Source organism: Epilithonimonas sp. 33E (assembly GCF_059372615.1).
Genome location: NZ_CM182009.1, coordinates 26,815 through 53,044, shown reverse-complemented (window position 1 = coordinate 53,044; position 26,230 = coordinate 26,815). Strand labels below are relative to the sequence as shown.

The window sequence follows — 26,230 nt, the reverse complement described above, 5'->3', positions numbered from 1 at the left end:
CAGAAAATAAAATTCAAGGATTTTTTTATGACTACTTGCAAGAAGGGCTTATGTTATTCATTATAACTAATTGTTATTAGTGAATCTTTATCCTTTAAATAAGTTCTTTTTATAAAACCATATTGTTGTAAGATTTTCATAAAATCTACATTTTCAAAAGTATTAGGAATTTCAATTTTTTCCTTTTGAAGAATTAGAGAGTATGGAGGATCTAATAGGGACAGATAATCTTTAAGAAGAGCATATGTAATATTATCTTTATCAAAAATTAAAAGCTTAATTTTAATTGTAATATCAAGATTAGATCCAAGTACACTCTTAAGAAAATAATCAGAAAATGAATAAAACTTACTACTGAAAAAATTATTTATAATTGTCAGCAAAAAAATATCTTCATCTGAATCATAAATTTCTTCATTTGTTAAATAATCAAATATTTTCTTTTTCAAATCTCCATTAATATTGGACCTGAATATTGTTACCCATTTTATCAAGAGTAAATTTAAGTTTTCATACTCTTCTTCTAAATTTGACTCATTCTTTTCAGCAAATAATTCTAAATCTCCACCAACTAAATCTGTCAAATTCTTTTCATTGAAAACTATTAAATTTGATTCAATCAGGTTTTTAATTCTGTCTGTTTTACTTACTACAGCAATATCATCAAAATTTTTTGTCATTGAATGAACTAATGATTCAAATGATTCAATGGAAATTTCAGAATTAACTAGAGAAACATTAAACTTATCAATAATTTTGGAATATTCTTTCTCATCTGTTTCGCTTTCATTTTCTAAAAAATCATTGATACAGCTCTTACCAAGCTCCTCATAATTTATTTCATTATCTAAAAATTCAACAAAACTGGCATCAATTTTTTCAGAATTGTAAGAATAATATAGTAAAACATTTTTCCAATTAGGTTCAATCTTCTCCCAAATAATAAGTGAAGACCAAAACGCGTTATTCTCTATTTCTGACAGGTCAGAAATTTTAAAATTCATTTTTTCTATCAATGAGTCAATGTTTTCTTCTTTAACATCAGTATTATTAATTAAATCTTTAACCACATTACTTTCTTCCTCAGTATTACTATCAAGTTTCAATAAAACTTGCTCGACATATTCATTAATATTATTTTTAATATTTTCTTTCAGATATGTCACATCAGATTTGAGTAAATATGAATAATTAGAAGTTTTATAATCTATAATATCAATATCCTTGAAATTAAATTTCTGTAAAAATAAATTGACATTATTTATATTTATCTTATACAAGTTATTTTCAATTATTTCTAAAACAATCTCAAATATGGAGTCTTCATATTTTATTTTGTTGAATTTAATTCCTATAGCCTTTAGTTTTTTAATTAATTCATCTTTGGTTTCTCTTTCAAAATTATTTATTAAAAAATCATCATAGTTATTTAGAAAAGCGCTTATTTTTCTATCTTTATTAAGGATTTTTATCTGGTCAATATTTATGTACTTAAATATTTTATCAAGGATTTTCTTTTTCTTTTCAACATTAAATTCATCTCTAGTATGAATCAAATTCCAAAACCCTTCCCAGACAACAATTTTCTTTATAAACTCATTGGTTGTCCCAGTTAATTCTGAAAAATCAATATATTTTTCTATAAAATGAATAGATTTTTCTTTCCCATTAGTCAATGTATTAATGAACTCATCTAATTTGCTACTTAGCTTTTCATTGTTTTTGTAATTGAAAACTAAATAATCGAGAATATAAAAATTAAATATTGATTCTTTTTTGAAATTAGTGCTTCCTAGTTCAGTAACTAAATTTTTGATTTTGTCAATACTTTCATTAAAATCTGTTTCCCCGTCTTGAATAATTCTTAATTTAAGATTATTATCCTTTTCTGTAATTGATTCAGGGTAAAATAAAGAAACGTAATTTGAATAGTTTTCATCAATATAATTATTACTTATAAGAACTTTCAAAAGAGTATAGTTATATTTTATTTCTTTTATTTTAGTTTCTCTCACATAATCATCCTTTAATTCAATATTTGTATAGACATCACGAACAATTTTATCAAAATAATTTTCAAATTTGTTTCTTTCAGATTGTTGTAATAAATCATTTAATGATGAATTAGTCAAATTATTAATCTGTGATTTTAATTTAAGTATTTCAGAATCATTTATTGCTTTTATGTTGTTTATCTTGTTTAATACAATTCTTCTTCTTTCAGCATATTTTTGTTGAGGGTTAATCTCTTTTTCAACATCACTGAATTTTATAGATTTACTGATATAATTCTTATAATATGTTATGACGTCATTTTTTATAAAGTCTGAAAATTTTTGATCTTCTAATAGGCTTTCCAAGTCAATAGTTTCATTATCAATATAATAACTCGTAGCATCATATGATTTTATTAATATTCCAGAAATATATACCCTCCGTAATTCTAAAAGATTGTCTTGCTGTTCTTGAAGAATATCATCATTTTCTTGCTCTATTGTTTCAATTTTTTTGTAAAGACTTTCTTCTAAGTCTTTATATAGCTCATTTTTACTTTCAAATATTTTGTAAACAACACCCTCTTTATTCTGTAAAGATTTAAAATCAATAGGGTAAATGTTTTTTAATATAATGAGTCCAAATAGACTATCTCCATCTATATTGTTGCTTTCATTACTTTTAATTTTATAGTAAGTTTTGAATTCATTAATAATATTAATGAGGCTTCTCATATCATTGATATAAGGAGAAATATTATAAATTATGTCTTCAGAAATAATTTTTTTTTCAATAAAATCTTTTTTTAGTCTTTTAATAAATTGCGTGTTTGAGTTGCTATAATCTATAATTGGGATTATTGGTATAATCAAATCAAAAAACTTTGTTTTTTCATTGTTTTTACTAAATAATTCATCTTTAACTGCATATACAAAAGTTACTTTTTGATCAATATCTTTTGAGTTATTGATAATTATGTTCAACTCTCTTAGTTTAATAAAAATGTCAACTGCATCATCAAATCTGTCAATGTCTTCTATAAAAACAATTTGTGTCTTTGTCTTTTCAAAAAAATAGACTAATTCATCTACGTGTTTATTTATGATTGAAATATCATCAGCTTTAGGAACAAATTCCGCATCACTGAAACTAACCTTGTTGATTTTTAGCTTAAAAATCTGTCTAAATAGTTTTTTTAAGATAAAGAAAATACCTATCAAAAAAAACAGTTTAATTATATAATGATAATAAGGAAGTTCATCCTTGTTAATCAAAGTCAGCTTATTATATATTTTTTCAAAAAAAAGATACAGTATTGAATAAATCCAAAGAATAAAAAGTGAAGCTTTTAATAAGATAAATTTGTCATAAGTAATTCTTTCAAACCTAGAATCTCTTAAGTTCTTTTTCTTTTCAAAATATAAAATTTGTTGAACAATGCTTGTTTCAATATCAACTTCTTTTTGTTCATTTTTTTCTTCAAACTTCCCAAGATTTATATCTAATGTTTTGAATTCAGGATTATTTTTTTTGAATAAATTCAGAATTGTGCTTTTTCCTGTACCAAAAGAACCAGAAACAGCAACGTTTTTTACATTTTGATTTAGCACTCCCCATTTTAAAGATTGCAAGTATGTATGTAAATTGTAATTATTTTCATCTCTTTTTGTAATATATGGAGTTAGATCTTCTAAATCATTAGGATTTGGATTATTCTTTGTTAAAAGTTTAATTTTTTTCTCTCCAAGAAAAAAAATGAGCTTTGATAAAAAATCTAAATAGGAGTTATTTAAATTAGATTTAAGAGATAAATATCTTTCATTGATTTTGTTTAAAAATTTACTTTTCACTGACTTATAGTTTTTTGCAAATTACAAATTATTCAATAAAACCACCCCACATTTCTGCAGGGCAGTTCAGCTAACTCAAAAACCAATGATAATCAGAATTACCATTGAGAGTTTTCTGAATACCCTTTGAAAACTCAAAGGCATTCAAATTCCTATCTAGGAATGTATCTATGTAAGATGATTTATTAGCTTGGGTAAATAAGTTGTAAACATCCCACAAGTTTATACTGCCATCTTCTAATCTACAAAAGTTTTTATCCTCATAGTAATCCTTTACCATTGTATTAATGTGGCTATCATTAAAATTGAGGACAGGAATATTTTCTCTCTCTAGCTTAGGTAAATATTGGTACAATCTACATCTGCCAATTAGTTGAGCAAATTGATGTTCAGAAAGATAATGTTGAGTAAGTTCTTTCATTTCCATTAGATGAAGTTCAACTTTATAATTCTGAATAGTCTCCAGAACTTTTGAATATAAATCTTGTGTGTTGGAAACTTTCAACTCTGCTAAAAAACCATCTGTTGACACACATAAATTGCAACAAACCTTATTCTGAAACCCAATAAAGAATTTAAATTTTTCAAACGACTTTTTATTATATAAATTTTCCAAATTATAGCTCCTTACACCTCCAATACATAGAGATAAGTCATTACCATTTATTACATCTGTGATACTAGGAATTCTAATGATAAATGCCATTCTCTCATAATAAATAGTTTTCTGATGTTCTAACAAATCTTTTACATTCAGATATATTGCTTCAGGAGTTCTACCTTTAATCTGATGTGAAACCCTTATCTCAGGCTCTGAAATTGTTTGATATGGAAATGCTTTTTGTGTTGCACTAATTATACATTCTATGAACTCTTGATGTGCTATTGTCTTTTCATTATCTTTAGAAAATATAGGAATTATACAATCATTTTTTAAATGATGTAATGGAACTTCAAGTGTGTTAGCTAGAATAAATGGGTTAGATTGATAATTGGAAGATTTATCTACATTGGAATATATATTATTCTGTCTAGAATCATTAGAATTAGATATTAAAAAAGCCTGAACTAAATTTTTAGTGTCAGGTTCTTTAAACTCATTCATTTTACTAGGATAAAATATTTCAGCATTTTGAAAATCTTCATTGCTTATAGGCTTCCTTGTTTGTACATTCTGCAATGTTATATTGCTAGAATTATTGAAATTTTGATTGTCCATTTTTACTGAAGTTTTGATTAGGTAAATGAATTAGGATTGATTTTCTAGCTTCAAAATCTGGTTTCAAAGAAATATGATATTGAGGAAATTGTTTGTATAAAGAAAGAAGCTCTGCTATGGAATTACAATCCCTAATAGCATTATAAACCTCTTCCTCTGTAGCTTGAAATTGTTGTTCAGAATTCTCAACAATCCCATTAACTCTAGAGGTTGATGAGGTTTGGGATGTAGGTTTTATGTCAATTCCTGTATTACACCAATCTAATATTTCCTTTCCTGTCTTATCAGAAATTATAAATTCTGGTTTTCCCATAAATAGCCCTGTTCTGTCTTTAGAACTTACAGCAAAATGTTTTATATCAATATCAAGGACTAAAGTAAACTCATAATCTAAACCATCTCTCTGAACAGATTTAAGTCCCACTTTTTCTGGAATAAACTTGCCATCTTTCTGATTCAGTACATAGTCTTGTTTAGTTCTCATTGTAGCTATAATATGAGCATTGGCTTGTAGAATCTTATCTACAAAAGCTTTTTGCCTTGGAGTTACTTTTGCCCAATTAGCAAAGCTGTTTCCTGCTAGTTTTGAGTGAAAATCTAATAGTTCATCCCAACAATGGGAAATACTGTCTAAAATAATCACTTCCATTCCTGCCTGTTCACACACCTCAATAGCTTTAATATAATTTTCAGGGGTATATGGAGGGGCTAATGTAAGTACATTATAATCGCCCAAATGTGCATACAAATCTGCACTTCCATTTTCTGTGTCTATGATGGCAACTTTGGATAGGTTTCCATTAGTTAAACCTTTTGCTAACAAAAGAGCAGAAAATGTTTTCCCTGCTCCAGCGCATCCTTGCAAACCAATTTTTATCTTGGCTTGTTTTCTTTCAGATTGTCTTAATTGCATAAATTTTAGTATTTAAAAAAGTTAATAAAAATGTGAATTTTAAAATTTGGCTATTTGCTTTAATCTAGCTGTGAGAGGGCTAAAACACTTGATAATGTCAAAAAAAAATTGTAGCTTTGTGCATCAAATCACTTGATACAAAAACTACAACTGAGTTGTCCTCCTCTGAATTCGTGCGTTGTTAAATCTTAGATTTTTAAGATGGGGGAGATTTAAAAAGAACCCCCTATGAGTTCCCATTTTAGACTCTAGAAGTTATAAAGAGATTATTAAAAATGTCCATTTCCCGTAGAGATATAATAATATACTACGGGAAATGGACATTTTAAAACCTTAAAAACTCAAATAATTTTTAGACTCTATCCAGATTAATATAATCTTGTTCTTCTATTAGATTTAATGTATAGTCTCTAGGAGGTATTAATTTTATTGAGAGTACAGGCTTTACATATCTTCTTTTGCCTAGAATAATAAGTCTGGGGTCAGTTGTTCTATTTTCAACTTGTAAAAAATCCTCTCTCAACATTGAATAGAATGTGTTCAATTTTCCCTTCTCTGTACTGTTTTCAATAAATCTTCTTTTAAATTCAAAAATTCCATTATCTAATAAATTATCACTAGAAGCTAATTTTATCATCTCTTTAAATTTACTTTTGTCTTCTATTGTGAAAAAATCATCATAGTAGCTAGTTGGAATGTAGCAAAATGATTCACTCCCTCTAGGATATTCTGCAATAGAGTTAATCATTTTATCTCTGAAGTATTTTATTAGTTGATAAAACTTAATTCTATTTTTATATTTACTCTCTGCTAATGTACTAGAATCTATTCCTTCAGATTGAGCTATGCAATTATTAAAATAATCACTTCTACTATAATCTTCAACTTCCTCAGAATTTAATTTTAAAGATTTTAATCTGTGGGAAAAATGCAATAATTGTATTTCAAATTTCTTTGCTTGTAAGAAGCCAGAATCTATATTCTCAAATGAATCACTTCCTGTTTTTTTAAATTGCAATTGGTAATCCCTAAACAATGAAGTTCTAAAATCATTATAGAATAGAGTGAAATTTGAATATTGACCTAAAGAATATATGTAATCTTCTCCATAAAAATTGTTATAAATAAATTCAAGCATCATTTGAACTTTACCCTCTTCAAATTGAATTACAGGTTTGAAAACAATTCCTTTTAGTGTACAATTTACAAATTGATTAGCTAGAGCTGCATAAGTTGTATAAGCACTAATATCTTCTCCAAATATTGGATATCTATTTGCAAGATAATCTTCTCCTGATTCTAGTTTAAATTCCTGATAAGTAGGAAAACTTAACCTAGGAAGAGTATTATTTCTGCCACTTGCAGACACAGTAGTAATTTCATTAAGTACATTTCCTTTTAGTTTGTTATCATAGAATTCTCTTAGGAAATAATCTTGGCTATTAAGTTTAATATACTTAACCATTTTTTTTGGAGCTTTATGATATTTAACTAAATTGTAATATTTCTCAAATATTTCTTTTTGTTCTAGAGACATTCCTGAATGCACAAGGCTATCAAACTGAAAGTGATCAGGTTTTGGTAGAATTATGTGTATTTCTCCTTTTTTCCTCTGTCTTGCAAGAGCTTGAATTATGGAATTTATGCCACCAGAAAATATACCATATTTATTTTTAAAAGTTAATCTTGAACTTCTGGGAGGTAATATAATTACAAGAGCATGATTATCTTTTTTTATGCTTACACCCGTTTTGAAGTTAGTTCCAATGTTGCATTTGTCATTATCATATTGATTGGTAGGTTCTTCATTTTCTTCTCTTTGATTTGAAATTAATTCTGATGTACAATCTTTAACTTCTCCAAAGGTTTCAAAAATAAGTTTCCCTATATCATTGCTGGTATTTAATAAATTTTTAGCTAAGTTTCTAGAATAAGATAGTATATCTATATTTTTATCTCTAGCTATTAAATCTTCAATAACATTAGATATTTCTTTGGTTTTATGTGTAAAAGAATATGAGCTTGAAAAGTGCAGATACAAATCACTTTGCTTTTTGGGAAATCTTTTCCTTTCAGATTCTATGATTTTAATTCTGAAATCAGTTAATTCAGCCAAATACTCAATAACTATTTTAGATGCTTCATTATAGGTTGCACTTAGTACGAAGTTTTTATGAATAACACTTTTCCATTTCCAGAGATTAAAAATGTATTCCTGCTTAAAATTATGAAATGAGTCGTGAATTTCATCATAAATAAAAACAACTTTTATTGATTTTTCTTGACAATGTTTTACTAAGTCATTTATGTACTCCCTCTTGATATCAGAATTTTTAAAACCATCTTCCCCTGGGTTACCTAATAATGTGTTAACAGTTACTATTTGAACAGTTTTATTGATATAATCTTTGGTTGTATCCCTCCCCAATTTTTCATAACTATATATTTGACCAGAGTCAATTCCTGCCTTTATTACATCATTATGATATTGTTTAACTAAGCTAACAAAAGGAGATGCTATGAATATCAGATATTTCTCCTTAGCATCAAAATATCTTTTAACTGTCTGAATAATTGCATGGGATTTACCTTGTCCTACAGGAGCATTAATCACAACAGTATTTTTATGTTCTAAGTCAATTAAACCCTGTAAAGTATCATTTATATATCCATCATCATTAGGTTCAATTAAAATTTTATCTCCACCATTATCAATGGTAAAATCTGACCTAGATATTTTAGTACCACTAGTATCAAAGACATATTGAAAATCTTCAGGATTTATTTCTTTGAATTCTATAGGAAATGAATCAAAATGGGAAAGGTCTACATCTGTGTACATATTTCAAGTTTAACTGCCTTGTAAAAATAATACAAAGCAGTTAAAAAATTTAATCTATGTTATCCTACTTTCCAATTTTTTCAGATTCTCACTCAACTTCTCAGGCATCAACTCAGCATAATATTCTTGGGTAGTAGTAATCTTAGAATGACCTAAAAGTTTAGAGACTACTTCCATAGGAACATTATTGTTAAGTAGTACAGTAGAAGCAAAAGTTTTCCTCGCAGTATGATGAGTAAGATTCTTTGAAATTTCTAAGACATTAGCTATTTCCTTTAAAAGCCTGTTAAAAGATTGATTTGAAATTCTTGGTAATAGATATTCACTTTCAGATGAGTATTTCTCTATTATTTCTAAAGCTTTAGAGAGAATTAGAGGAACTGAAAAATTTCTTTCAGTCTTTTCTCTCTTCTTGTAAATCCATATAGTTCCATCAGGTTTAGTTATCAAATCTTCTTTTTTGAGTTCAAACATTTCCCTGTAAGCTAATCCTGTGTAGCAACAGAATAGATAACAATCTTTAACTCTTACCAGAGCTTCTGATTTGAAATGATGATTTTCAAGCTGATCTAATTCCTGTTGAGTAAGAAATATAATTTTAGGATAGACTTTCTTTGGCTTATGTTCCTCAAAAGGATTTTTATCCAAGTAACCATTAATTACAGATTGCTTCACAACTTTTTTTAATCTCTGTAAAGCTTTATTAATGGTAACCTGTTTATGCTTCAGTTCAGTTTTAGAATAATACTCTAATTCAGATATAAAGTTAAAATCCAAGTCCTTTAGCTTCACATCAGATTTCTTATAATGGTGTTTTATGAATTCTGAGACATCTTTTTTGATGTAGCTGAACTTATCCCAAGTCTGCTGTTTTATCTCAATTCCAATAAGCTTTTTAAGCCTGTCAAGATAGATTTGGTAGTATTCAATCAGTCCATATTCTTTAGACAGAGTTTTTCCTGCATATTGATTGTAAATATCATTCACATCAAAAGGCTCTTCTTTGACTTGAAGCAATAAAAAAGCCTGATTAATCTTATTCTTAATCAGGCTTAATTGGTTGTTGATATAATTGTTTTCTTCATTAGGTGGCTTGGAAATCTGTTTTGCATTATCCCAATATTTTGGATTGATAAAGATTCCTGTAGAGAAAGGTTTTCTTTGCTTATCTAATGTTATTCTACATTCAATAGGACAAAGACCTTTCACATTAATCTTGTTCCTTCTCAAAAGGAATAATATTGATAGTTTCATAAGATTTGTAGATTTAATAATGGTTTGAGTGGGTAACCTGAAAAATAAAATGGGTAACCTAAAAGGTAACCTGATTTCTCAGAAAATATGGGATATTTGAGAAAAGACAAAGAATTAGAATCTTCCTAAAATAGAACTCAAACCCAGTTCCCAAAGTACATAAAAACAAAAAAACCACCACATTACTGTGATGGTTTGCTCCTCCTGCTGGGCTCGAACCAGCGACCCTCTGATTAACAGTCAGATGCTCTAACCAACTGAGCTAAGGAGGAATGTCCTTTGTTTTAAGTGGTGCAAATATAATAGCATTTTACATTATCCACCAAATTTTTCAAGAACTTTTTTTAATTTTTTTGACTCAGAAATTGAGCGATGACTTTAACTATATCATTTCCAAATATTAACACCATGAGTCCTAATAAGAAAATGACACCAATCATTTGCGCATTTTCCAAAATTTTCTGTGGAACCGGCTTTCCGGTGATGATTTCCCACAATGTAAACAAGACGTGGCCACCATCTAATCCTGGAATTGGAATCAAGTTAAGGAATGCCAACCAAACAGAGAACATTGCTGTAAAGCTCCAGAAAAACTCCCAATCGATAGAGAGGCTTCCATCCTTGCTTTTTTCAACGTGCATATTGTTTACGATAGCAATAGGACCTCCAACCTTTTTATAACCTTGTGTTTTGGTATTAAAGATGATTTTAAACTGCTTCACTTGCATTGTTAAAACATCAATAGTTCTTGTAAAACCTCTTGGGATGGCTTCCAGGAAAGAATAATTCTTCGTTGTCTCGCTTTTGTTCAGATAACTTTGAGCCAATTGAAAGTTGGGACCAAATCCTAATTTCCCTTCCGGAGTTGCCTTGGCTTTGATTGTAATGGGCTGATCATTTCTGATAATATCCAAACTGATTTCTCCACCTTTATTTGCCTTTAAAGCATCTGTAACTTGATCGTAGAATTCCGTTTTCTGTCCGTTTACACCAACAATTTTGTCTCCTTTTTTCAACCCTGCTTTTATTGCCGGCATATTTGGGGTTAAACTATCAACCACAGCCGGGAAACGGTTCATAAAATAAAGCTTCGCTTCGTTAGCGTGCAAAACTTCAGCTACACCATCTTCATTGATTGGAAAAGTCACTTCTTTTCCATCTCTTAGAACAGTAACATTATCAGCAAAAAGCATATTAATGGTTGAGGTTTCCATTCTTTCTGCAGATTTTCCGTCTATTTTCAGGATTTTATCTCCTGTTTCCAATCCCATTTTTTTACCGGCATCAGAAACTGCGATTCCATTCTCGAATTTCGCATTATCGTGATAAGTTTCTCCGGTGAAGTAAGACAAGCAAGAGTAGATTAACCAGGCTAAAAAGAAATTAACCGTTACACCCCCCAACATAATAATGAGTCTCTGCCAAGCCGGTTTTGCGCGGAACTCCCAAGGTTCAGCCGGTTTTGAAAGCTGAGCCGTATCCATACTTTCGTCCACCATTCCGGCGATTTTCACATAACCGCCCATCGGGATCCAGCCAATTCCATATTTCACACCTTCGTGTTTTCTCCAATCGCTGTCCGGTAGTTTGGAAACGTCGATCGGCTGTGTTATTTTTTTGCCGTTGATTTCAACCTCTTCATCCGTAGGCTGATTTTTAGAAAAGAATTTATATTGCCATTTTCCATTGATTTTCTTCATTGCGAAGATGGAAAAATAAGGATCAAAGAATAAAAAGAATTTGTCTACTTTGGTTTTAAACCATTTCGCCGGCAAGAAATGCCCGATTTCGTGTAATGTTACAAGGATAGAAATGCTCAGGATAAACTGAAATATCTTTAATGCTAATTCCATTAATATATTTTAAAATTATAGTTGTCAAAGGTAATCATTTAGTCAGAAACTATACCAATGTAAAAATCAGCCTTTTCTCTGCCAAAATAACACTTAATGATAATGATGATTTGGGCAGCTATTTCCGCCTTCCGCTCCCAAACCTAACGAAGTGGTTCGACGAAGTCAATCTTTTTTGCACGAAGATTCCACATCAAAATAGATATTTGTACACGCAAAAAAGGATTTCCGCTCAAGTCGGGCTGCATGCGATTCAACGGTAAATCAAAAGTTTAAATAGTTAGATGAAAATCCTTAATTTTAAATCAAATTTAAAAATGAAATTATGTCAAATATCGAGATGATAATCGAAGAGCGTGCTGCGGATATTGGTAACTTTTTGGTTGGCAGATTGCTGCCGTTTTCTCAGAAGAGAAGTGTTGGACCATTTGTGTTTATTGATCATATGGGACCGGCTGCGCTCAAAGATTACGAAAATATGGATGTTCCGCCGCATCCACACATTGGGCTTTCCACTTTGACATTTTTGTTCGAGGGAAGCATTATGCACAGAGATTCCATTGGAACAGAAATCGAAATCAAAGAAGGTGCTGTGAACTGGATGACCGCCGGAAAAGGCGTTGCCCATTCCGAAAGAACACCAGAATACCTAAGAACCACCGACAAACATCTTCACGGATTGCAAATTTGGGTCGCACTTCCAAAAGAATTGGAAACAATGGAACCCGAGTTTTTCCACATTAACAAAGAAGATATCCCACATTGGATAGACAATGGGGTAAATTATAAACTGATAGCTGGCGAAATCCTTGGACGTAAATCTCCCGTTCCTGTTTATTCGCCATTGTATTTCCTTGAAGTCAAAAATACACTTCAGGAAGACCGCGAAATCATTCTTGGTGATTATCTTTTTGGAGAATCGTCGCTTTACATCCTGGAAGGTAACATCGAAAGCGAAGGCAATCTTTATAACCCGAAACACATCCTGATTGCGAAAGATGCGAAGCTTTGTCATTTTACCTTAAAACCGAATTCAACAGTTTATATATTTGGAGGCGAACCTTTTCCTGAACCCAGATATATCTATTGGAATTTCGTTGGAACTTCCAGAGAAATCATAGAAGACGCCAAAACTAGATGGCAAAACCATGAGTTTCCAAAAGTGATTAATGATGATGGCTACGTTCCGCTTCCGCCACAAAATAAGAATATTAAGTTAAAAGAATAGACAGTAACAAAGCATTTCGGAATATCGGAATGCTTTTCTTTTTTCCTGATTAAATGAAAAACTTTCATATCCAGATGTAATAAAAACTTTTATTTAGTTGTTATACCAATAACTAAAAAAATAGTTATAAAATGAAAAAACTACAATTAATCATTATTCTGCTTATATCAATAAGTACTTTTGCACAAACTGCGAATAACTTAAACAACAGAAACAAATCGAAAAAAGAATCGGTGTATTCCAACAAAATTGATTCTGTAATGGCGAAATCCTATGAAAGAGGTTTATTCAACGGAAATGTGCTGGTCGCTAAAAATAATAAAATCATTTTTCAAAAATCATTTGGTTTTACAGATGAAACGAAGCAAACGCTTTTAAATAAAAGATCGATATTTAACATTGGTTCTATTGCAAAGGAATTTAATGCGGTTTCTATAATGATTTTAGTAGAGCGTGGTCTTCTCAGTCTTGATGATAGAGTCTCCAAATTTAATTTAGGATTACCAAAATGGTCGGAAAAAGTAACCATCCGTCATTTGATTAATTATGCCAGCGGTATTCCACGAATCGATCCAATAGTACCCAAAAATGATGAAGAGGCGTGGAAGATTTTGCGAAGTAATGATAGTCTATTATTCGAACCGGGAACCAGTTACAGATATGATAATGGTAATGTTTTCTTGCAGAGAAGAATCATTGAAAAGGTTACCGGGATGTCATTTGAGGAATTCGTTTCTAAAAATATAATTAAGCCATTAAAAATGACCAACTCGGTATTTGATCCCAAATCGGGATATGAAAACCGAACGTCTTGTTATGATATGGACTATGTCAGATGCCCGGAAATGCAATTTATTAGCGGCTGGCTTTGGGTAGATATCAATGATCTCTATAAATGGATTGAAGCGCTTAATTCTAATCGATTAATATCCAAAGAATCCTTCCAAACTCTGTTGAATAATCCATACGCCAAAGACGAAGGCGGATCTCTTGGCAGATACTTTGAAAAAGAAGAACTACAAAGACACAATGGCGTTTCGTATAAATTCGAATCGATCTTTTTAAATGATCTTAAAAATAATATTACGATAATTCTGGTTTCCAATAACCTCAATAGAGTTTGGGATTTGGGACATATTATTCATAATCTGATGTTGGGAAAAGAGTACAAAATTCCTAAAAAATCTATTTATCAAGCCATAAGAAAAGAAGCTGTCAATGACGTCAATAAAGCGATAGAAACCTATTATTTACTTAAGAAAAATTCTAAAAATGAATACAGTTTTGAGAATCCTGGAGAACTTAATAAATTGGGATATGAATTATTAAGACTCGGCAAAAACAATGAATCCATAACCATATTCAAATTGGCTACCAATGAGTTTCCTAAAGATGCTAATATTTTTGATAGTTTGGGAGAAGCTTATTTTACCAATAAACAATATGATTTAGCATTAGAAAGTTATAAAAAGGCGATCGATTTTGGAGGAACCAATGGAAATGCCGAGAAAATGATTGAGAAAATAGAGCAAGAAATGAGCAAGTAGAATTTTCCAAATGTATAAAACAAAAAAGCTTCTGAATTCTCAGAAGCTTTTATATTTTAGTCAAAATTTAGAAAGAATAAGAAACCCCAAAACTTCCATTGTTTCCAGCTTCTATAAAAGCGCCCCAGTTCTCTGTGAAAAAATATCTTGCGCCAAGATAAACGCCCAAACCGAAGTTTCTGCCCGCTACACCAATATTTAAACCAGGATAAACATCGATTTCTGATGGTAATGCCAAAGCTTCCTGCAAATGGAATCCGATACGTCCAAAAATAAAAGGATTGTCTTCGTCTTCATTAAAATAAACATTAGCACCACCACCAACAGAGATGAGGTTAGAAAGTCCATAATCATAACTTGCAGTAGGTCCGGTTCCAAATCCCCAAACATTAATTCCCGCTTGTGCTTTTTGGTCACCTGCACCTTTCCAGGCTTGAGCATAAGACAAAACGCCAGCCAACAAACCCATTGTCAATAGCAATTTCTTCATAAACTTATTTGATTAAATTTTCAATGGCTTCCTGATATCAAAAATAAAACCACTATTTAAAAAACGACCGTAGTATTATTTTATTATTCCGGATCTTTTCTGCTTTGATTCCCGAAAGACATCAACAAATAAAACAAAAACGGCAGAATGAAAATACTTCCCAGAAGAAGTGCCCAACCCAAAGCTTCAATAGTTTTTGGCGCTGCACTTTCATCAAACAAAGAAAGATGACCACCGTTGGCAAAAAGAATGATATTAGGATTGTGCTGATAAGTGGCAGCAACAAGAATCATAATGATCTGAAATCCACCATAAATTCTGACCAACAGAAAATGACCTTTCTTGATGGCCTCGTTGGTAAACAATAAACTGATTGTTGCCAGTGTTATGGCGATAATTCCCAAAGCTTTTGAGAAAATCCATTTTAATAAAGGGATGTCAGAATAATGAGCGCTTACAAAAACTAAAACGCCTGTTACGACTACATAAATAGCTGTTTCTCTTGCCTTTTTTTTCATAATTGGCAGCGCATCACTGAATCTCGCTTCGTGGAGGGAAAACAATGAAGCCAAGTAAGCACAAAGCGAAACTGTGAAAAATCCTACACAAACTCCGAAAGGATTCAGCCAACTAAAAATGTAAAGACTCAGAAAATCTTTTGCTTCAGTATCAATTGAGCCAGAAATTGTTGCTGCTGCAATAATCCCTAAAAAAAATGGCGTCAACAAGCTTGAATAAAAGAAAATCTGTGCATATAATTTTTGCCAGTTATCCTCAACAGCATCATAATTTCTGAATGTAAAAGCGGTTCCTCTTGCGATAATTCCAATCAGCATCAGAACTAGAGGAATATGAAGATAAGTCGAAACAGTTGTATAGATCGTAGGAAAACCGACAAATAAAATTACAACAGCAATAATCAGCCACATATGATTCGCTTCCCAAATTGGTGCGATAGATTTGGACATTATCTTTTTCGTTTGGTTACGATAAGATTTTTTGGAAAATAATTCGATAATCCCAGCTCCGAAATCTGCGCCACCTGTAATCACATACAAACAAATTGAAACCCAGAGAAATGCAATAACTACGTAAATCATTATTTCTTATTTTTAGGATTATAATTAGGGTCAGTAGGGTCGTATAATTTCGGAACCATCTTAAGTTGTCTTAGTAACAAGAAGATGATAATTAATGATAACGAAATGAAAATCAATGTGAAAAAGTAAAACGAATATTGGATTCCCGGCATCGGTGTCACCGCATCAATGGTTTTCATAATGCCGTAAATAATCCAGGGTTGTCTTCCGACTTCTGTCACTGTCCAACCCGCTTCCAAAGCTATATAACCAAATGGAATTGCTACAACGAACATTTTCAGATACCAGTTTTTGGTCAACCATTCTTTCTTCCAAAATGTAGCGATGAGGTAGAGCAAACCAATTAACATCATCACGCTCCCGAAAAATATCATAATCTGAAAAGCATAATGAACAACCGCAACCGGAGGCCAATGGTCTTTTGGAAAATCTTTCAGCCCTTTCACTTCGGCGTCAAAATCGCCCCAAGCCAGAAAACTCAAGACTTTTGGAACTTTTATAGCGTATTTGATTTGTTCATTTTCCTCATCCGGAATTCCGCCAATCACAAAACTTGCGCCTTTTTCAGTCTCAAAATGTGCTTCCATTGCGGCTAATTTTATTGGTTGTCTCACAGCAACTGATTTGGCTGCAACATCACCACTGATAGGTGCGAGCAAAGCTCCGATAATCGCAAAACCTGCAGAAATCCTAAAGGCTTTTGTATGGAAATTGACATTTCTTTTCTTCAAAATCATCAATGCATGAATCCCAGCTACAGCAAACCCTGTTGCTGCAAAAGCTGCCACGGTCATATGAAACGCCTGTGGAAACCAAGCCTCGTTGAACATTGCTTTTATCGGGTCGATGTTCAGATATTTTCCATCAATATAATCGAAGCCTGCCGGGCTATTCATCCAGGCATTGGCAGCTACAACCAAAATTCCGGAAGCCAGTCCGCTTACGCCGACTACAACGCCGCAAAACCAATGAAACCATTTGTTGAATTTTTCCCAGCCGTAAAGAAAGAAACCAATAGCAATGGCTTCAATGAAAAAGGCTGTCCCTTCGAGAGAAAACGGCATTCCGAAAATCGGACCGGCATGTTCCATAAATTTGGGCCACAACAACCCCAATTCAAAAGACAGCATTGTTCCGGAAACGGCTCCAGTTGCGAAAAGAATTGCCACTCCTTTGCTCCAGGCTTTAGTTAGTCCTTTATAGACTTCGTCTTTGGTTGTTAAATATCTGTAATGTGAGAAAGCCATTAGAAAAGGCATTACCATCCCGACACAGGAAAATATGATGTGAAAGCCCAGGGACATTGCCATTTGAGATCTGGCGGCTAGAAAATCATCCATAATCTACATTTTGCTTGTGTAAAGTTAGGTTTAATTTCAAATCATTAATTGTATTTTCTCAAGACAATTGTCATACTTCTGAATATTATTTTTGCAAAAAGCATTATGGGTTCCAATAATTTTATACAGCATGCAAAAGTCATATTTATTTTCAAAATATAATAACTTAGTGCCGCTTGCTTTGACCAAATTCTTATTTTTGCAAAAAATTTGACCGTTGATTAGGATAACAGAAAATAATGATTGGGTGGTATATTGTATTCTTGGAAGTATATTCATATACATTATTCTGTTGTCTGTTTTCCAGAGAGACGCAAACATCAAGGATTTTCTGACACAGAAAATCGAAGATTCTAACAATCTCACACCATCCTGGTTGATTATTTCCATTGTAAGATGCGTGATGCTTTCACTGCTTTTGTCTCAATTTGTTCCAGTAATCCCAAAGATTTTTTCAGAGATACAATTTTTCGGATATCAGATTAACAAATTCGGATTTACATTAATGTCTGTCATAATATTTGACATTATTCGGAATATGCTGACATTCTTTTTCTACTCCAGTATTGGAAGCGGCAAAAACCTTAAAGGGTTAACGCTGGTTTCCAGCAAGTTTTATTTTTTAGAATCTATCGCATTAATTATTGCCGGATTTACACTTTATTTTTACCCTATTGATCCTGTAAAATATTTTTATTTCATTATTGGTCTGGTTGTTGGATCATTTGTTTTGAAAAATTTAATATACTTTTTTCATAATCAGACCATACTGCCGGAAAAATGGTATTATAAATTTTTGTATATTTGCACGCTTCAAATAGTGCCGACATTGGTGCTTTGGAAGTTCTTGTTTTATTAAATGTAACATGCACATTTTAAGATGAAAATCAAATCTATTTTAGTTTCACAGCCCGCTCCGAATGAATCATCGCCTTATTTGGAAATAGCAAAAAAAGAGAAAATCAAAATCGATTTTCGTCCTTTTATACATGTAGAAGGTGTAGATGCGAAAGAACTCAGGGCTCAGAAAATAGACCTGGCACAATACACAGGTGTTATTTTTACGAGCAAGAATGCGATTGACCATTATTTTCGTCTTGCTGAGGAAATGAGATTCACTGTTCCGGATTCCATGCGTTACATCTGTCAGTCGGAGGCGATTGCCAACTATCTGCAGAAACATATCGTTTACAGAAAAAGAAAAATCAGTTTTGGAGAAAAGAACTTCTCAGATTTGGCAGCTTTGTTCAAAAAACACCCAAGCGAGAAATATCTTTTGCCATCCTCCGATGTTTTGACACCCGAGATCCCGAAAGTTTTAGATGCTGCCAATCTGGACTGGACAAGGGCAATAATGTACAAAACTGTTGCAAGTGACTTGACTGATATTAATATTAAGGATTATGACATGTTGGTATTTTTCAGTCATCAGGGAATCAAATCTTTAGGAATCAATTTCCCGGATTTTAAACAGGAAGAAACAAAAATTGCAGTTTTTGGAACAACAACACAGGCCGCTGCAGAAGAAGCAGGTTTGACAGTGAATGTAATGGCACCAACCAAAGAAACGCCATCTATGACAATGGCCATAGAAAAATATATCAGAAGTATCAATAAATAAGTAATTATTAACATAAAACAAAACCGTCTTCTATCCAGAAGATGGTTTTTTGTTTACATTTGTTTAATCTGATTTTTTTCAGAATAATATTTGACTATAAAAAATGAACGCCCCACAAGCTAAAAAAATAGATAAATTTTTAGAAATCCATAACGATAAAAGAAATGACCCTTATTTCTGGATGAACGAACGCGAAAATCCCGAGGTCATAAAATATCTGGAAGAAGAAAACGCTTATACAGATTTTATAATGAAGGATACGGAAGATCTTCAGAATGATTTGTATGAGGAAATGAAATCCCGGTATAAAAAAGACGATGAATCATTACCTTATTTCTTCAACAGCTATTGGTACATTGTGCGTTATGAAGCAGGGAAAGAATATCCGATCTTCTCAAGAAAGTTCCAATCCTTAGACAATGAAGAAGAAATTCTTTTGGATGTCAATATATTGGCTGAGGGTGAAGCATTTTTCGAAACAGGAAGCATCTCTGTAAGCATAAATAATGATATTCTTGCCTATTCTACCGACAATGTCGGGAGAAGAATTTATAAAATCTTTTTCAAGAACATCAAAACTGGTGAAATCTATTCTGACGTTATTGAAAACACAACGGGAAAAGCGGTTTGGGCGAATGATAATCAACACGTTTTCTATATCAGAAAAGATGAAAGCCTGAGAGCTTTTCAAATCTACCGTCATAAATTAGGAACTGATCCTGATAAAGACATTTTAATTTTCCACGAGGAAGATGAGACATTTGATGTTAGTGTATTTAAAACCAAATCATTAGAATATATTTTCATCGCCGCGTCATCTACTAATGAAGATGAAATGAGATTTATTCCGGCTAATAATGTTTTTGCAGACTGGACAATTGTCCAACCAAGAACAGATGATTTGGAATATTCGGTGGAGCATTACGAAGATGATTTTTATATCATTACGAACGCGGATGATTCTACCAATTTCAAAATAGTAAAAACTAAAGTTGATAAGCCGTCAATGGAACATTGGCAGGATTTCATTCCGCACAGAGAAAATGTCTTACTGGAAGGCTTTGAGATTTTTAAGAATTATTTCGTACTCGAAGAACGAGAAAAAGGCCTTTTACAAATTAACATTATTGATAATCAAAACAATAGCTCATATTACCTGCCTTTCTCTGATCCGACTTATACCGCTTATATCGGCATCAATATGGAGTTTGATACAGATATTTTGCGTTTTGGTTATACATCATTGACTAAACCGTCTTCCACTTTCGAGTATAATATGAAAGAAAAGACTACCGTACTTCTAAAACAGCAGGAAGTTTTGGGCGGTAAATTCTTTGCAGAGAATTATATCTCAGAAAGAATCTGGGCAACTGCAAGAGACGGAAAAGAAGTTGCGATTTCTTTGGTTTATCACAAGGACACTAAGAAATCCGCAAATACCCCATTATTACTTTACGGTTACGGAAGTTATGGACATACAGTTGACGCTACTTTTTCCAGCGTGAGATTGTCGCTTTTGGACAGAGGATTTATTTATGCTATTGCCCACATCAGAGGCGGCGAATATCTCGGTCGCGAATGGTACGAGGACGGAAAAATGCTTCAGAAGAAAAACACATTTTTTGATTTTATCGATGCAGCAAAATACTTAATATCAGAAAATTATACATCTCCAAAACATCTTTACGCAATGGGCGGAAGTGCAGGCGGTCTTTTGATGGGAGCAGTAATCAATTATAATCCGGAATTATTCAATGGGATTGTGGCTCAGGTTCCTTTTGTGGATGTTGTGACAACAATGCTGGACGAAACGATTCCTTTGACAACCGGAGAATACGACGAATGGGGAAATCCTAATGACAAGGAATATTATGATTATATGAAGTCCTATTCGCCTTACGACAACATCGAAGCCAAAGATTACCCAAATATTTTAATTACAACCGGATTCCACGATTCCCAGGTACAATATTGGGAGCCTGCAAAATGGACGGCGAAGTTGAGAGATTTGAAAACAGACAACAATATTCTGATTTTCAAAACCGATATGAGTTCCGGACACGGCGGTGCAAGCGGAAGATTCGAAAGTTTGAAAGAAATCGCCTTAGAATATGCGTTCTTACTAAAAATCGACCAGTAACTTCTCTTTCACCTCATCTTTATATTTTCTCCCAACAGGAATTGTCAGATTATTGATTTCAATTCTGCTGGGAGAAACCGAGGTCATATGATCTTTATTAATCAAAAATGAGCGATGAATTCTCACAAATTTGGATTCTGGTAATAATTCCTGAACCGATGTCAATGTTTTAAGAACCGTGATTTCGGAATCGTTCAGTTTTATCTTGCAGTAATTTCTGAGACTTTCCACAAAAACAATATCATTGATTTTGATTTTCCTTACACTTTTATCGACTTTCAGATTGATGTAAAAATCATCGATATTATCCTGAATTACAGCATCTTCTTTTAATAATTTATTCTCTTCATTCAGCTCCGAATTATTTTTCTGAAGATTTTCAATTGTGGTCAGATAAGTGTAGGCAATCGGAATCATCGCAGCAATATTGATGTCCAGAGCGGTATTCATAATCTCTGACATGACAAAAAAGCCATTATTTTTAAACTCCGGAAGAAAATTAGGTTGAATAAAATAAAGAAACAAAGGACGTTGGATAAAAACACTTATCAGTCCGACCAATATCACATAAGAGATAAAGAAACTGAAATATTTTTTCTGATTGAAAAACTTTGGCAACAGATAAAAAAGTGTGACATAAACCAACAGCATCCGCGAAGGAAGACAGCAAATCTGAATCATAATATTCCGCAGATAATTGTCATCAGAAATACCCCAAACCAATCCAAAAAATAGGACAAACGCAATCCAGTAGAAAGCGTGTTTCATCCAAAATTTGGATTTGAAATGTTCAAGAATGGATTGATTCATATTTTTAAGGTTGCTCAAATTTAATTATTTATCTGAAATCATTTCCAGTGATTTGCTTTTTGTACAGAATAACCTGTCGTTTGTCCAAAAGGCTTGTAACAAAAGGAAAGTAGAAATAGTTTTGTTCAAAATTCAAACTAAAAAATGAAACTTTCAATTTCTTTTTCACTTCTGTTTTTAGCATTTCTCTTTCCGATTTTAGGATTCAGTCAGGAAAACAAAGCCACTCTTGAAGCTGTAGAATATCTGAAGCAACATCCAAAAAGTCCGAAAGATTATCTCGTTTCAAAATTCAAGAATTATCCTATTGTACTTTTGGGTGAAGACCACGCTGTGAAAGAAAATCTAGATTTTGTCAAAAGCCTTATTCCTGAACTATATCAGGCCGGCGTTTACAATCTCTGTATGGAATTCGGTGCTTTCGAAAAGCAGAAAGAGCTGGATGAATTGCTGAATTCTGATAAATTCGATGAGAGAAAAGCAAAAGATATGTTCTTTTATTACAATGTCGGCTGGGCTTACAAAGAATATTTTGACATCTATAAAGCGGTTTGGGAATTCAATAAAACCTTAAAATCTGATGCTAAAAAATTCCGGATTGTCAATCTGAGTTATCAATACCGTTGGGAAAACTTCAAAGGTGGTGCAAGAACGCCCGAGAATATGAAAGCCGTTTTCAATCTGGGAACGCCAGACCAATTCCGAACGGAAATCATCAAAAAGGAAATCATTGATAAAAATGAAAAAGCCTTGATTTATATGGGACATGTTCACGTTTTCACAAAATACAAAATGCCAATCCTGAAAGTGAACAACGATGATTTTTGTGATTATGATGAAGGAATGGTCGGAAATCGTCTTTACAAATTGATGCCTGATAAGATTTTCAACATTATGTTTCATACGCCGATGTTTTCCAAAACTCAATACAATCCGGCTTATGTTTCGCCTGCAAATGGAGAATTGGAAAATGCACTTCAGAAGCTTGATTATCCGCAAATTGGATTCGATTTGATTAATACGCCAGTCGGGAAATTAAAGGACAATAGCTTTTTCAGTTTTTGTCATTCTGATTTCAAAATGGAGCATTTTTTTGACGGTTATATTTTCCTTAAACCTTTCAAAGATTTGACAGGTTGCACGTACGATGATGATTTTTTCGCTGGAAAGGATTGGAATTATATTGAGAATAATTTTCCGGACCCGGATTGGAGAAAACCAAAAAATCTTGATGAATATAAAACAGCCATCAAGAAATATGTCGATATCAAAGACCGATACAAAGAGGTGATTCAGACTTCGGTTCCTGATGTGAGTTCCGGTAAAATCATCAGAATTAATCAATTCCCTTCGAAATATGTGGCGTCCAGAAATGTTGATATCTGGTTGCCGGAAAACTTCAATCCCAATAAAAAATATGCGGTTCTCTATATGCACGACGGACAAATGCTTTTTGACCCAAAAATCAACTGGAATAATTCCGAATGGAAAGTGGATGAAAATTATACAGAACTCAGCAAAAAAACTAAACTGAAAGATTGCATCATTGTCGGACTTTGGAATACTGGCGCAACCCGGCATTCGGAGTATTTTCCACAAAAAGCTTTTGAAAGTTTATCTAAAGAGCTACAAAATCAAACACTTGAAAAATACTTTCTAGGAAAAGTGCAGTCGGATAACTATTTGAAATTCATAGTAGAAGAGGTTAAGCCTTTCATTGACAACAATTATCCAACGCTAAAAGACAGGGAAAATACTTTCATCGCCGGTTCCAGTATGGGCGGATTGATATCGATGTATGCGATTTGTGAATATCCCGAAGTTTTTGGAGGAGCAGCTTGCCTTTCCACACATTGGGTTGGAATCACAGACCTTTCTGATGACGAAATCCCTTCTGCGTTTGAAAATTATCTCAAACAAAAACTCCCGAATCCGAAAACCCATAAAATCTATTTCGATTTTGGAACAGAAGGATTGGACAGTCGCTATGAAAAACATCAGAACAAAGTCGATTTGATAATGACGGAAAAAGGATTCAACAAAAATAATTGGACAACCAAAAAATTCGAATCGGCTGACCACAGCGAAAATTCCTGGAGCAAACGGTTATCAATTCCATTAGAATTTCTTCTGAAAAAATAACTAATCTAAATCTATTAATCAATGAAAAAATCACTTGCAATACTTTTACTTTTCATCAGTTTTAACTTAGTGCTTTCTCAGAAAATTGAACGCATAGAGCCTGCCAATTGGTGGGTTGGGATGAAAAATAATTCTGTCACTTTATTAATTTATGGTAAAGACATTTCAGATTTAAAACCGACAATTTCTTATCCTGGCGTTACCATTACCGAAAACAAAAAAGTGGAGAATAAAAACTATCTGTTTCTGACCTTGCAAATCAATCCTGATGCAAAAGCAGGAACTGTAAAAATTAAATTCCAAAAAGATAAAAAAGTTGTTCTGACCCAAGATTTTCCAATCTATGCCCGGGAAGCGAACAGTGCGAATAGGAATAGTTATGGCTCGAAAGATGCGATTCTACTGATTGTTCCTGATAGATTTTCGAATGGTAATGAAAAAAATGATATTGTCAAAACAACTCTGGAACAAAAGCTTGACAGAAATAATGAAGACGCCAGACACGGCGGTGATATCCAGGGAATTATTAATCATTTGGATTACATCAAGTCTTTGGGCTACACTCAGATTTGGAACACGCCTTTGATTGAAAATGATGAGCCTACCTATTCTTATCACGGTTATGCAGCGACAGATTTTTACAAGATTGACCCGAGATTCGGGACGAATGAAGATTTGAAAAAATTATCAGCAGAAGCCAGGAAAAGAAACATTGGTTTGATTTGGGATGTTGTGCTTAATCATTGTGGCTCAGAGTATTATTTCATCAAAGACTTGCCAGAGAAAAGCTGGATTAATTATCCTGATTCGGAAAACAGAGTCAGAACTAATCACCTTAAAACCACCATCACAGATATCTACGCCACTGAAATTGATAAAGAAGAATATCTCAACGGCTGGTTTGATGGTCATATGGCAGACCTTAATCAGAAAAATCCTCTATTGGCAAAATATCTGACTCAGAATATCATCTGGTGGATTGAGTATGCCGGGCTTTCCGGATTGCGTGTTGACACCTATTCTTACTCCGACAAAAATTTTCTAGCTGATTGGACTAAAACCATTCTTGAAGAATATCCGAAAATGAACATCGTTGCCGAAGAAATGACAAGAAATATTGCCCAGACTTCCTATTGGCAAATCGACAAAGAAAATAGTGATGGCTACAAAAGTTATATGCCGATGATGATGGATTTTTCCATTAATGACAATATCGTCACTGCACTCAATGAGAAAAGCGGTTGGTTTTCAAGTTGGCGAAAAGTCTATGAAAGTGTTGCAAACGATTTTCTTTTTCCACATCCTGAAAATCAATTGATTTTTCCGGACAATCACGATTTGGATAGGTTTTATTCTCGTCTCAACAAAAACTTTGAGAACTGGAAACTCGGGATTGCGATGTATATTACGATGCGAGGAACACCACAATTTTTCTATGGAACCGAAGTTCTGATGACCAATGACAAAGCAGGAAGCGACGGACAAAGAAGAAGCGATTTCTATGGCGGTTGGAAAGGCGATTCCAAAAATGCTGTAACAGAAGCAGGATTAACTGATGAAGAAAAGGAAGCCAAGAAGTATTTTTCGACTTTACTTAACTGGAGAAAAACGAGTGATGCGATTGCTAATGGAAAATTCAAACATTATGCGCCAACCAATAATGATGTTTATGTTTACTTCCGCTATACTGACAATCAAAAAGTGATGATTTTACTCAACAAAAATACTAATAAAGTAACGCTTGACCTTAGTCGATATAAAGAAATGATTCCTAATCACTTCAATGCTAAAGAAATTATTTCTGGCAAAGATTTCAGTTTTGAGAACACAATAGATATTCCGGCAAAAACAGCAATGATTTTGGAAATCCGGAATTAAAATTCATT

At 32.6% G+C, this 26,230-nt stretch carries 17 protein-coding genes and 1 tRNA gene; 7 read left to right on the top strand and 11 right to left on the bottom strand.

Going from position 1 to position 26,230, the window contains the following annotated elements; translation table 11 throughout:
* Positions 1–53: 53 nt before the first annotated feature.
* From AC5P2S_RS00250 to rseP, 7 genes are all read right to left on the bottom strand, one after another.
* Positions 54–3,845 carry a YobI family P-loop NTPase gene (locus tag AC5P2S_RS00250; RefSeq protein WP_494555804.1) on the bottom strand — a complete coding sequence of 1,264 codons (3,792 nt, stop codon included), beginning with the start codon at positions 3,843–3,845 and terminating at the stop codon, positions 54–56.
* A gap of 70 nt (positions 3,846–3,915) precedes the next feature.
* Positions 3,916–5,064, bottom strand: a complete 1,149-nt coding sequence (locus AC5P2S_RS00245) for a DUF3871 family protein (protein ID WP_494555803.1) — start codon at positions 5,062–5,064, stop codon at positions 3,916–3,918.
* A complete protein-coding gene (locus AC5P2S_RS00240; RefSeq protein WP_494555802.1) occupies positions 5,042–5,977 on the bottom strand; it encodes an AAA family ATPase in 936 nt (311 codons plus the stop codon). The genes AC5P2S_RS00245 and AC5P2S_RS00240 overlap by 23 nt, the downstream gene beginning before the upstream one ends.
* 352 nt (positions 5,978–6,329) lie before the next feature.
* Complete coding sequence (locus tag AC5P2S_RS00235; protein WP_494555801.1) at positions 6,330–8,819, bottom strand: DEAD/DEAH box helicase; 2,490 nt, start codon at positions 8,817–8,819, stop codon at positions 6,330–6,332.
* A 54-nt stretch (positions 8,820–8,873) separates the two neighbouring features.
* Positions 8,874–10,073, bottom strand: a complete 1,200-nt coding sequence (locus tag AC5P2S_RS00230; RefSeq protein WP_494555800.1) for a tyrosine-type recombinase/integrase — start codon at positions 10,071–10,073, stop codon at positions 8,874–8,876.
* A gap of 198 nt (positions 10,074–10,271) precedes the next feature.
* A tRNA-Asn gene (locus tag AC5P2S_RS00225) sits at positions 10,272–10,345 on the bottom strand.
* Positions 10,346–10,417: 72 nt separating this feature from the next.
* The gene (rseP, locus tag AC5P2S_RS00220; protein WP_494555799.1) at positions 10,418–11,926 is read right to left on the bottom strand and encodes an RIP metalloprotease RseP; all 1,509 of its coding nucleotides are present in this window, start codon (positions 11,924–11,926) and stop codon (positions 10,418–10,420) included.
* A gap of 325 nt (positions 11,927–12,251) precedes the next feature.
* Here rseP and AC5P2S_RS00215 point away from each other — a divergent pair, with 325 nt between their 5' ends.
* Both AC5P2S_RS00215 and AC5P2S_RS00210 read left to right on the top strand, forming a co-directional pair.
* Positions 12,252–13,154, top strand: a complete 903-nt coding sequence (locus AC5P2S_RS00215) for a pirin family protein (RefSeq protein WP_494555798.1) — start codon at positions 12,252–12,254, stop codon at positions 13,152–13,154.
* 131 nt (positions 13,155–13,285) lie between these two features.
* A complete protein-coding gene (locus AC5P2S_RS00210; RefSeq protein ID WP_494555797.1) occupies positions 13,286–14,701 on the top strand; it encodes a serine hydrolase in 1,416 nt (471 codons plus the stop codon).
* A 67-nt stretch (positions 14,702–14,768) separates the two neighbouring features.
* Here AC5P2S_RS00210 and AC5P2S_RS00205 read toward each other — a convergent pair whose 3' ends face one another.
* From AC5P2S_RS00205 to AC5P2S_RS00195, 3 genes are all read right to left on the bottom strand, one after another.
* Entirely contained in the window at positions 14,769–15,191 is a 423-nt protein-coding gene (locus AC5P2S_RS00205; RefSeq protein ID WP_283415850.1) for a DUF6646 family protein, read from the bottom strand.
* 83 nt (positions 15,192–15,274) lie between these two features.
* Complete coding sequence (locus AC5P2S_RS00200) at positions 15,275–16,291, bottom strand: cytochrome d ubiquinol oxidase subunit II (protein WP_494555796.1); 1,017 nt, start codon at positions 16,289–16,291, stop codon at positions 15,275–15,277.
* Positions 16,291–17,631, bottom strand: a complete 1,341-nt coding sequence (locus tag AC5P2S_RS00195) for a cytochrome ubiquinol oxidase subunit I (RefSeq protein ID WP_494555795.1) — start codon at positions 17,629–17,631, stop codon at positions 16,291–16,293. The genes AC5P2S_RS00200 and AC5P2S_RS00195 overlap by 1 nt, the downstream gene beginning before the upstream one ends.
* A 217-nt stretch (positions 17,632–17,848) precedes the next feature.
* Here AC5P2S_RS00195 and AC5P2S_RS00190 point away from each other — a divergent pair, with 217 nt between their 5' ends.
* The 3 genes from AC5P2S_RS00190 to AC5P2S_RS00180 all read left to right on the top strand — a co-directional run bounded on the left by AC5P2S_RS00190 (position 17,849) and on the right by AC5P2S_RS00180 (position 21,392).
* Complete coding sequence (locus AC5P2S_RS00190; protein ID WP_494555794.1) at positions 17,849–18,490, top strand: DUF4271 domain-containing protein; 642 nt, start codon at positions 17,849–17,851, stop codon at positions 18,488–18,490.
* A gap of 21 nt (positions 18,491–18,511) precedes the next feature.
* On the top strand, positions 18,512–19,252 hold the full coding sequence (locus tag AC5P2S_RS00185) for a uroporphyrinogen-III synthase (RefSeq protein WP_283415891.1): 741 nt from the start codon (positions 18,512–18,514) through the stop codon (positions 19,250–19,252).
* Between the two features lie 103 nt (positions 19,253–19,355).
* Entirely contained in the window at positions 19,356–21,392 is a 2,037-nt protein-coding gene (locus AC5P2S_RS00180; RefSeq protein ID WP_494555793.1) for a S9 family peptidase, read from the top strand.
* Here the strand turns inward: AC5P2S_RS00180 and AC5P2S_RS00175 are convergent.
* Positions 21,375–22,202 carry a LytR/AlgR family response regulator transcription factor gene (locus AC5P2S_RS00175; RefSeq protein WP_494555792.1) on the bottom strand — a complete coding sequence of 276 codons (828 nt, stop codon included), beginning with the start codon at positions 22,200–22,202 and terminating at the stop codon, positions 21,375–21,377. The genes AC5P2S_RS00180 and AC5P2S_RS00175 overlap by 18 nt on opposite strands.
* Positions 22,203–22,346: 144 nt before the next feature.
* Between AC5P2S_RS00175 and AC5P2S_RS00170 the strand changes: the two genes are divergently transcribed.
* A complete protein-coding gene (locus AC5P2S_RS00170; RefSeq protein ID WP_494555791.1) occupies positions 22,347–24,344 on the top strand; it encodes an alpha/beta hydrolase in 1,998 nt (665 codons plus the stop codon).
* Between the two features lie 21 nt (positions 24,345–24,365).
* On the top strand, positions 24,366–26,222 hold the full coding sequence (locus tag AC5P2S_RS00165; protein WP_494555790.1) for a glycoside hydrolase family 13 protein: 1,857 nt from the start codon (positions 24,366–24,368) through the stop codon (positions 26,220–26,222).
* Positions 26,223–26,230: the final 8 nt, after the last annotated feature.

Bases quoted from the DNA above. Each gene is read 5' to 3' on its own strand.
- AC5P2S_RS00210 (WP_494555797.1), top strand. From the start codon at position 13,286: ATGAAAAAACTACAATTAATCATTATTCTGCTTATATCAATAAGTACT.
- rseP (WP_494555799.1), bottom strand. From the start codon at position 11,926: ATGGAATTAGCATTAAAGATATTTCAGTTTATCCTGAGCATTTCTATC.
- AC5P2S_RS00195 (WP_494555795.1), bottom strand. From the start codon at position 17,631: ATGGATGATTTTCTAGCCGCCAGATCTCAAATGGCAATGTCCCTGGGC.
- AC5P2S_RS00240 (WP_494555802.1), bottom strand. From the start codon at position 5,977: ATGCAATTAAGACAATCTGAAAGAAAACAAGCCAAGATAAAAATTGGT.
- AC5P2S_RS00165 (WP_494555790.1), top strand. From the start codon at position 24,366: ATGAAAAAATCACTTGCAATACTTTTACTTTTCATCAGTTTTAACTTA.
- AC5P2S_RS00230 (WP_494555800.1), bottom strand. From the start codon at position 10,073: ATGAAACTATCAATATTATTCCTTTTGAGAAGGAACAAGATTAATGTG.
- AC5P2S_RS00215 (WP_494555798.1), top strand. From the start codon at position 12,252: ATGTCAAATATCGAGATGATAATCGAAGAGCGTGCTGCGGATATTGGT.
- AC5P2S_RS00235 (WP_494555801.1), bottom strand. From the start codon at position 8,819: ATGTACACAGATGTAGACCTTTCCCATTTTGATTCATTTCCTATAGAA.
- AC5P2S_RS00170 (WP_494555791.1), top strand. From the start codon at position 22,347: ATGAAACTTTCAATTTCTTTTTCACTTCTGTTTTTAGCATTTCTCTTT.
- AC5P2S_RS00205 (WP_283415850.1), bottom strand. From the start codon at position 15,191: ATGAAGAAATTGCTATTGACAATGGGTTTGTTGGCTGGCGTTTTGTCT.
- AC5P2S_RS00180 (WP_494555793.1), top strand. From the start codon at position 19,356: ATGAACGCCCCACAAGCTAAAAAAATAGATAAATTTTTAGAAATCCAT.
- AC5P2S_RS00245 (WP_494555803.1), bottom strand. From the start codon at position 5,064: ATGGACAATCAAAATTTCAATAATTCTAGCAATATAACATTGCAGAAT.
- AC5P2S_RS00175 (WP_494555792.1), bottom strand. From the start codon at position 22,202: ATGAATCAATCCATTCTTGAACATTTCAAATCCAAATTTTGGATGAAA.
- AC5P2S_RS00185 (WP_283415891.1), top strand. From the start codon at position 18,512: ATGAAAATCAAATCTATTTTAGTTTCACAGCCCGCTCCGAATGAATCA.
- AC5P2S_RS00200 (WP_494555796.1), bottom strand. From the start codon at position 16,291: ATGATTTACGTAGTTATTGCATTTCTCTGGGTTTCAATTTGTTTGTAT.